The organism is Tropicimonas sp. TH_r6, from assembly GCF_033101155.1.
GTDB lineage: Bacteria > Pseudomonadota > Alphaproteobacteria > Rhodobacterales > Rhodobacteraceae > Tropicimonas.
In genome coordinates this window covers 2,501-5,811 of record NZ_JAWMPX010000062.1, presented here as the reverse complement: position 1 = coordinate 5,811, position 3,311 = coordinate 2,501, and the positions used below count along the sequence as shown (strand labels likewise).

Sequence of the window (3,311 nt, the reverse complement as noted above, 5' to 3'; positions counted from 1 at the left end):
TTCTGATCTTGAGTAGTTTTGGGTTGATTTGTTTTGGATGCAAAGAAGCCCGCGATGATTTTGGTCATTGCGGGCTTCTTTGTTTGATATTGTATTGAGAGTTATTGCTGAGTGGTTTTCTAGGTTTGGCGGTGACCTACTCTCCCACGTCTTGAGACGCAGTACCATCGGCGCTACGGTGCTTAACGGCCGAGTTCGAGATGGGATCGGGTGTTTCACTCGCGCTATGACCACCAAACCAAGAAAGCCACTCAGCAACATCAGGTTGTCCAGGTCATTGGTGTGACTTCTGGTCCAGTCTTGCTTTTACTGGATCAAATCAAGCCTATCGGGCAATTAGTACCGGTCAACTGAGCATGTTACCATGCTTACATCTCCGGCCTATCGACGTGGTAGTCTACCACGGCCCTCAGGGATACCTTGTTTTGAGGGGGGCTTCCCGCTTAGATGCCTTCAGCGGTTATCCTTTCCGATCATAGCTACCCAGCACTGCTCCTGGCGGAACAACTGGTACACCAGTGGATCGTTCACCCCGGTCCTCTCGTACTAGGGGCAACTCCTCTCAAGTATCCTACACCCACGGCAGATAGGGACCGAACTGTCTCACGACGTTCTAAACCCAGCTCACGTACCTCTTTAAACGGCGAACAGCCGTACCCTTGGGACCTGCTCCAGCCCCAGGATGAGATGAGCCGACATCGAGGTGCCAAACGGTGCCGTCGATATGGACTCTTGGGCACCATCAGCCTGTTATCCCCGGCGTACCTTTTATCCGTTGAGCGATGGCCCTTCCACTCGGGACCACCGGATCACTATGGCCGACTTTCGTCTCTGCTCGACTTGTCAGTCTCGCAGTCAGGCTGGCTTCTGCCATTGCACTCAACGAGCGATTTCCGACCGCTCTGAGCCAACCTTCGCGCGCCTCCGTTACGCTTTAGGAGGCGACCGCCCCAGTCAAACTACCCGCCACACAGGGTCCCGGATCCGGATAACGGACCGCGGTTAGACATCAAGCAGAACAAGGGTGGTATCTCAAGGGAGACTCCCCAGGAACTGGCGTCCCTGGTTCGAAGTCTACCACCTATCCTGCACATGTTCGGCCTAATGCCAGTGTGAAGCTGTAGTAAAGGTGCACGGGGTCTTTCCGTCTAACCGCGGGAAGCCTGCATCTTGACAGGCAATTCAATTTCGCTGAGTCGATGTTGGAGACAGCGGGGAAGTCGTTACGCCATTCGTGCAGGTCGGAACTTACCCGACAAGGAATTTCGCTACCTTAGGACCGTTATAGTTACGGCCGCCGTTTACCTGGGCTTCAATTCGGAGCTCTCACTCCTCCTTTTAACCTTCAGGCACCGGGCAGGCGTCAGACCCTATACGTCGTCTTGCGACTTCGCAGAGCCCTGTGTTTTTAGTAAACAGTCGCCACCCCCTGGTTTGTGCCCCCGGATCCAAGTTGCCTTGAACCCGGGCCTCCTTCTCGCGAACTTACGGAGGTATTTTGCCGAGTTCCTTCAACATCGTTCTCTCAAGCGCCTTGGTATTCTCTACCAGTCCACCTGTGTTGGTTTAGGGTACGGTCTGATGGAGGGCTATTTCCAGGAACCGATTAGCGGCCCACCCAATCCGATAAGGGTGAACAACAGTCTCGATCCGTCACATCCTCCTGGCCTAGGAATATTAACCTAGTTCCCATCGTCTACGCATTTCTGCCTCGACTTAGGGGCCGGCTTACCCTGCTCAGATTAGCTTTAAGCAGGAACCCTTGGACTTTCGGCGACAGGGTCTCTCACCCTGTTTGTCGCTACTCATGTCATCATTCTCACTAGTGATCTCTCCACCGGATGCCTTACAGCCCGGCTTCACAGACAACACCTTATCCTCCAATGCCTTCCGGAGAAGACTAAGGAGGATTGGTGTTATATCACACTACGCTCCGCTACCACTGCATACGCAGTCCTCAGCTTCGGCTCATGGCTTGAGCCCCGATACATCTTCGCCGCAGGACAACTTGATTAGACCAGTGAGCTGTTACGCTATCTTTAAAAGATGGCTGCTTCTAAGCCAACTTCCTGGTTGTTTTGGTCGTCCCACCTGCTTTCCCACTTAGCCATGAATTAGGGGCCTTAGCTGGAGGTCAGGGTTGTTTCCCTCTCCACTACGGACGTTAGCATCCGCAGTGTGTCTGCCGCATAGTACTCCTCGGTATTCGGAGTTTGGTTAGGATCAGTAAGTCTGTGGGACCCCGTTACCCATCCAGTGCTCTACCCCCGAGGGTATTCGTGCGACGCTCTACCTAAATAGATTTCGCGGAGAACCAGCTATCTCCGAGTTTGATTGGCCTTTCACCCCTAGGCACAACTCATCCCGACCTTTTTCAACAGGTGTGGGTTCGGACCTCCAGTACGTGTTACCGTACCTTCATCCTGGTCATGCCTAGATCACTCGGTTTCGGGTCTGATCCAACATACTCGACGCCCTATTAAGACTCGCTTTCGCTGCGCTTACACCTAATGGCTTAGGCTTGCATGTTAGACCAAGTCGATGACCCATTATACAAAAGGTACGCCGTCAGGACTCGAGGTCCCTCCGACTGATTGTAGGCGTCCGGTTTCAGAAACTGTTTCACTCCCCTCGTCGGGGTGCTTTTCACCTTTCCCTCACGGTACTGGTTCGCTATCGGTCAGCAAGGAGTACTTAGCCTTAGAGGGTGGTCCCCCCATGTTCAGACAGGATTTCACGTGTCCCGCCCTACTTAATACGTCAAATCATGCTTCCAATACGGGGCTGTCACCCACTATGGCCAGTCTTTCCAGACTGTTCTTGTCACATTCATTGCTCGGCTGGTCCCCGTTCGCTCGCCGCTACTAGGGGAGTATCTGTTGATTTCCTTTCCTCCGGGTACTTAGATGTTTCAGTTCCCCGGGTTTGCTCTTTTAAACCTATATATTCAGTCTAAAAGTACCTGTTTCAGCTTCATAAAGATAACCGAAGCTATCTATATGGAACTGTCAGGTGGGTTGCCCCATTCGGAAATTCCTGGATCAAAGCTTATTCTCAGCTCCCCAGGACTTATCGCAGAGTATCACGTCCTTCATCGCCTCTTGCTGCCAAGGCATCCACCAAACGCCCTTTTCGCGCTTGATTTGATCCAGAAAGAGCAAGACTTGCGTCTCACGGTGCCAGGCTGGTTCGGCCAGCACCTCACTTTCTGATCAAAAGTCATACATTTTCCCGCTCCATATCCGAAGACATGGAACATTCGGTTCAATCCGTGCGGATCGAACCATTTGGTTAGTGTACTTGACTTGGAC

At 52.5% G+C, this 3,311-nt stretch carries 2 rRNA genes; both read right to left on the bottom strand.

The window, feature by feature from the left end:
- Window positions 1-123: 123 nt before the first annotated feature.
- Window positions 124-238: ribosomal RNA gene (rrf, locus tag R3X27_RS25195) — 5S ribosomal RNA — on the bottom strand.
- A gap of 77 nt (window positions 239-315) precedes the next feature.
- Window positions 316-3,144: ribosomal RNA gene (locus tag R3X27_RS25190) — 23S ribosomal RNA — on the bottom strand.
- Window positions 3,145-3,311 lie beyond the last annotated feature (167 nt).